The organism is Streptomyces sp. NPDC104581 (assembly GCF_055583685.1).
This window is the reverse complement of sequence record NZ_JBVJNN010000085.1, coordinates 1-5,482: the sequence shown is the minus strand read 5'-3', so window position 1 is coordinate 5,482 and position 5,482 is coordinate 1. Positions and strand designations below refer to the sequence as shown.

General features: G+C 71.0%; 6 protein-coding genes. 4 read left to right on the top strand and 2 right to left on the bottom strand.

Annotated elements, in window-relative coordinates:
• Positions 1–119: 119 nt before the first annotated feature.
• Positions 120–464: a PRC-barrel domain containing protein gene (locus tag ACZ61E_RS32435; RefSeq protein WP_469703985.1), complete on the bottom strand. Its 345-nt coding sequence runs from the start codon at positions 462–464 to the stop codon at positions 120–122.
• A 211-nt stretch (positions 465–675) separates the two neighbouring features.
• On the opposite strand from ACZ61E_RS32435, the gene ACZ61E_RS32430 reads away from it, so the two are divergent.
• Positions 676–1,311, top strand: a complete 636-nt coding sequence (locus ACZ61E_RS32430; protein WP_469703983.1) for a hypothetical protein — start codon at positions 676–678, stop codon at positions 1,309–1,311.
• Positions 1,311–1,634: an L-rhamnose mutarotase gene (locus tag ACZ61E_RS32425; protein WP_469703982.1), complete on the top strand. Its 324-nt coding sequence runs from the start codon at positions 1,311–1,313 to the stop codon at positions 1,632–1,634. The genes ACZ61E_RS32430 and ACZ61E_RS32425 overlap by 1 nt, the downstream gene beginning before the upstream one ends.
• Positions 1,635–1,716: 82 nt before the next feature.
• On the opposite strand, the gene ACZ61E_RS32420 is transcribed toward ACZ61E_RS32425, so the two are convergent.
• Positions 1,717–2,145: an SRPBCC family protein gene (locus tag ACZ61E_RS32420; protein ID WP_469703980.1), complete on the bottom strand. Its 429-nt coding sequence runs from the start codon at positions 2,143–2,145 to the stop codon at positions 1,717–1,719.
• 322 nt (positions 2,146–2,467) lie between these two features.
• Here ACZ61E_RS32420 and ACZ61E_RS32415 point away from each other — a divergent pair, with 322 nt between their 5' ends.
• On the top strand, positions 2,468–4,138 hold the full coding sequence (locus ACZ61E_RS32415) for a glycoside hydrolase family 13 protein (protein ID WP_469703978.1): 1,671 nt from the start codon (positions 2,468–2,470) through the stop codon (positions 4,136–4,138).
• 287 nt (positions 4,139–4,425) lie between these two features.
• Complete coding sequence (locus ACZ61E_RS32410) at positions 4,426–5,340, top strand: PRC and DUF2382 domain-containing protein (protein WP_469703976.1); 915 nt, start codon at positions 4,426–4,428, stop codon at positions 5,338–5,340.
• Positions 5,341–5,482: the final 142 nt, after the last annotated feature.

Genomic DNA, 5,482 nt, shown 5'->3' with positions numbered 1-5,482 from the left:
GCCCCCAAAGGAAAACCCCCCCCCCCCCTCCCGCCCCCCCCCCCCCCCCCCCCCCCTTCTCCCCCCCCCCCCCCCCCCCCCCTCCCCCCCCCCCCCCCCCGGTGCGTGATGACGGGGTATCAGGAAGCGGTAACCAAAGAGGTGTAGTAAGTGCTCAGGGCCCCGAGGTAGGCCGGATCCCTGGTGTCGTGATCGCGCTCGAACACCGGAGCGCCCTTCGCGGTCGACTTCGTACAGGCGACCTGGATCACCCGCGTGGCCGGGTCGATCGAGGTCACCAGCCCGGCGGGAATGACAAGACTCTTTCCGAAGACCCACATCCCGGTGTCCACCACCAGGTGTTCGAACGGTGAGTCCTCGGACTGTCTGTCCACACTGCCCACCGTTCCGTCGGTCGCATGGACGCTGTAACCGGTGAGGTCCATTCTCGGCACATGGCCCGACCCGGCCGCGAATACCCACATGTCAACCATCCCGGCCCTCACTCTCGTTCGACTGTCGCGGCGAGATCACCGCTCAAGGTGCACTTGCCCCCCGGGCCCGCCGAGCAACCACGCGCGGTTCAGCAAGGTGTTACCCGATGGCCGGTTTCGGGATGGACACATCGGCGCAAGTACCATCGCGACACACACGGGGGACGTCATTCAGGTGCCACGCAGAGGAAGCGAGCCATTCATGTCCGACAGTGCCGTCACCGAGTTCACCAGCGTCCAGTCGCAGTACGAGGCCCAGGTGGCCGCCGACCTGGAGAACAACACGGCGGAGCGGAAACGTCTCCTCGGCGAGATCGAGGCGCTTCAGGCCAAGTTGGAGACCCTGGAGCACGACCACACGCTGCTGCTCGGCGTGCAGGGTGTGTTCTCCGGCGGATCCGGTGCCGTGCCCGCGCGGAGCGCGAAGGTGCCCGGGGCGCGGGTGCCCAAGCGCCCCGCGAAGTCGACGGCGGGGTCCGGCGCGGGCGGGCCGGGCAAGGCCTCCGCCAGGGCGCGGAAGCGGTCCAGGGCCTCCGCGAAGGCGGCCGGGGCGGCCACCGCCGCCGGGAAGCAGCCCAGCCTCGCCCAGTTGGTGAGCACACTGCTGGCGGCGCACGGTGAGCCCCGCTCGGCCGCGGAGATCTCCGCCGAACTGGCCGCGGACCACCCGTCGCGCAACTCCAACATCAATGTCGTACGCAACGCGCTGGAGCTTCTCGTCGCCAAGTCCGAGGCCCACCGCGCCAAGCAGAAGAAGTCCGTCTTCTACACGCACGCCGGACGGGACGACGCCGCCGCGCCCGCCCCCGCCCCGGACGCCACACCGGCCGCGGGCTGATGCGGCGCGTCGCACAAGTGATCAGGGTGCGCCCGGAGAAGGCCGCCGAGTACCGGGAACTGCACCGGGCGGTCCCGGAGCCGGTGCTCGCCCGGCTGCGCGCCGCCCATGTCGCCAACTACTCGATCCATCTGCTCGGCGACCGGCTGTTCAGCTATTTCGAGTACCACGGCGACGACTTGGCCGCCGACCTCGCGGCGCTGGCCGACGACGAGGCCACCCGGGAGTGGTGGAAGACGACCGACCCCTGCCAGGAACCGGTCCCCGAGGCCGCGCCCGGCGACTGGTGGACGCCGATGGAGCCGGTCTTCCTCATGGAGTAGCCGTCCCCGCCCGCCGGCGCGGTCCCGGGGGAGCACCGGATCGATCACCCGGGCGGCGGGCCGCCCGGCGGCGCCGACGGCGTCAGAGCCGCGCCGCCTCGTGCTCGGCCATGCGCCGGAACTCACCGAGGTCGTAGTTGGCCAGGGTCGAGTCGAGATTGGTCAGCGCGCCCAGATGCTCCACGAACCCCTTCGGGTCGTACTCGACCTGGAGCGTCACCCGGCTCTCCGCGTCACCGAGGCGGTGGAAGGTGACCACCCCCGCGTGGTGCACGCCCTTCGAGGTCCGCCACGCGATGCGGTCCTCGGGGACGACCTCGGTCAGCTCCGCCACGAAGCTCTTGTCGGCGCCGGGCAGCGAGACCTGCCAGGCGAACAGCGAGGCGTCGATGCGCTCCACGTGCTTGACATGGCTGAGGAAGGAGGGCCAGCGCTCGACGTCCTTCCACAGCGCCCAGCTCACGGCGACGGGCGCCTTGATGTCGACGGCTTCGATCAGTGAGGACGGCATTCGAGTTCTCCTCCTGGGGTGCGGGACGGCCTCGTCTGCCATCCGGTACCCCCGCGACCGCCTTTCACCGCCCGTCCACCCGGGCGCTCCTATGTGTCGATAGTCATTCTCCGGCGTTCCTGGGACATCCCTTACGTAACCTTCGAACGGGTGACCTTCAGCCTGACGCCCGGCGATGACAGGCTGTCCTCCGTACGACACACCACACGTCCCGGAAACACACAGGAAACACCTGCGCACCAGGCGTCACCGCGCGACCAAGCACCGCCGCACCACCTGGCACGACCGCACCACCGACCGAAGATCAGTACGAGAGGTACCCGTGATCCCGAACACCCTCGACACCCCCCGCGACCACCTGTCACGGTCCGCTCCGGACTGGTGGCGCGAAGCCGTGGTCTACCAGGTGTACGTCCCGAGCTTCGCCGACTCGGACGGCGACGGGATCGGCGATCTCCGCGGGATCACGGACCGGCTCGACCATCTCGCCGGTCTCGGCGTCGACGCCCTGTGGCTCACCCCCTTCTACCCCTCTCCCTGGACCGACGCCGGCTACGACGTCTCCGACTACCGGGGCGTCGACCCGCGCCACGGCACCCTCGACGACTTCCGCGGTCTCGTACGGCGCGCCCATGGCCTGGGCCTCAAGATCATCGTCGACGTCGTGCCCAACCACTGCTCCGACCAGCACCCCTGGTTCGTGGAAGCGCTCGCCTCCCCTCCCGGTTCACCCGCGAGGGACCGCTTCATCTTCCGGGACGGGCGGGGCCCGGACGGCACCCTGCCGCCCGCCGACTGGAGGTCGAAGTTCGGCGGCGGCGCCTGGACACGGGTGCCGGACGGCCAGTGGTACATGCACATCTTCTCCGCCGAGCAGCCCGATCTGAACTGGGAGAATCCGGACGTCCTGGCGGACTTCGAGGGGATACTCCGCTTCTGGCTCGACCTCGGCGCCGACGGCTTCCGGATCGACGTCGCCCACGGCCTGCGCAAGGACCTCGTGGAGCCCCTGCGGGACACCGGCGGCCGCGACTCGGCCTCCCTGAACTCCCCGCCCGAAGGTGAGGACCACCCCTTCTGGGACCGCGACGAGGTGCACGACATATACCGGGCCTGGCGCAAGATCATCGACTCCTACGCACCGCCCCGGATCACCGTCGCCGAGGCGGGTGTCAGCGCGGCCCGGCTGCCCCTCTACACCCGGCCCGACGAACTGCACCAGGCATTCAACTTCTTCCATCTGCGCTGTCCCTGGGACGCCGGGGAGTTCCGGAAGGTCATCGACACCTCCCTGACCGGAGCCCGAGCCGTCGGCACCCTGCCCACCTGGGTGCTCTCCAACCACGACGTCGTACGCCACCGCACCCGCTACTCCCTCCCGCAGGGCATCGACTACCGCGCCTGGCTGTCCGGCGGCGGCACCGACCCCGCGCCGGACGAGGCCCTCGGCCACCGGCGCGCCAGGGCGGCGGTGCTCCTGACCCTCGCCCTGCCCGGCAGCGCGTACCTCTACCAGGGCGAGGAGCTCGGCCTGCCCGAGGTCTCCGACCTGCCCCTCGACGCGCTGCGCGACCCCATGTGGGAGCGGACCGGACGCACCACCAAGGGCCGCGACGGCTGCCGTGTCCCCATCCCGTGGACCCGCTCCGGCAGCAGCCACGGATTCGGTCCCGGCGGGAGCTGGCTCCCGCAGCCGGCCGGCTGGGGCGAACACGCGGTGGAGATCCAGGCCGGGCTGCCGGACTCCTTCCTGGAGCTGTACCGCTCCGCCCTGTCCGTACGCACCCGCTTCCGGGGCGACGAGTCGTTCGCCTGGCTGCCCGCCCGCGACGATGAACTCGCCTTCCGCAAGGGCCGGTTCGAATGCCGGATCAATCTCTCGCAGCAGCCGCTGCCGCTGCCGGACGGCGCCGTGCTGCTCGCCAGCGACAGCCTGGAGGGCGGTGTGGCCGGGCCCGACACCGCCGTATGGACGGCGGCGGCGGACGGCTGACCGGCGCGTAATCGCGGTCCGGGGCTCCTTTCCGTGGCACTGCCCGCACAGAGCGTGGGCGCTGTCCCGCGCTCCGTGCGGTGTGTCACCCGAATGGCCGAACCCGGTCTGATCCGCTCGAAGCCCAGCAGGGCGCGTGCGGTGCTCCTTTGTCCCCCGGATGGGCCAAAGGGGCGTTTCCACCTGTTGCCGCCCGCCGTCAGCAGGTGCCGCATGGAGTTAACGCGAGTCAGCAGACGCGCGGGGATACCGGACCCCGCCGGCTCGCCGCCAAGGAGTGATCACTGATGGCAGCCGACGATGTCTTCCACCACGTGGGCGAACTCACGGGGCTGACCGCCTACGACGCAGCCGGGGAGAAGATCGGCAGTGTCGAGCAGGCATACCTCGACAACGAGACCGGCCGCGCCGAGTGGGTGACGGTCAAGACCGGGATGTTCGGCATGAAGGAGTCCTTCGTGCCCCTGGCGGGCGCCCGCCGCGACGAGAACGGGCTTCGCGTACCGCACGCCAAGGAGCTGGTGAAGGACGCCCCGCGTATGGACGCCGACGAGCACCTCGACGTCGCTCAGGAGCAGGAGCTGTACGACCACTACGGTCTCACCCGCCCCAGCGGGCGCAGCGGCTCGCCGGGCATGAGCCCCGCCGCCGGCACCCCCGCCAAGGAAGGCATGACCGGCCGGGAGGACATGGGCGACGGCGGCCGGGGCCGGGCCGATGCCACGGGCACCGCGGCTGCCTCGGGCACCGCCGCCGGGACCGACACCTCCGCGGCGGCCACCGCTCCCGCCACCGGTCGCGGTGAGGAGGAGATGGTGCGCTCGGAGGAACGGCTCCGGGTGGGCACCGAGGAGCACGAGTCCGGCCGGGCACGTCTCCGGAAGATCGTGGTGACCGAGAACGTCACGACCACCGTGCCCGTCACCCACGAAGAGGTCCGGGTCGTGCGCGAGCCCATCAAGCCGGGCGACCGCACCGTCGGCCGGGCCCCGATGGGCAACGCCGAGACCGAGGTGATCCTGCACGCCGAGGAGGCGGTCGTCCGCAAGGAGGCCGTCCCGGTGGAGCGTGTGCATCTGGAGACGGAGAAGGTCACCGAGCAGAAGGAGGTGTCGGCCGACGTCCGCAAGGAACAGGTCGAGTTCGACGCCCCCGGTCAGGACGACAGGCGGCGCGGCGGCGGGCGCGGTCCCAGCCACTGAACCTCCGGACGCCGCACATTCGGCGTGGGGGGGGGGGGGGGGGGGGGGGGGGGGGAGGCGAAAACCCGCGGCCCCCCCCCCGGCCCCTTCCTCCCACAGGCGTGGCATCCGCTCCCCCCAAACCAAGCGCTGTAGTTTCTCC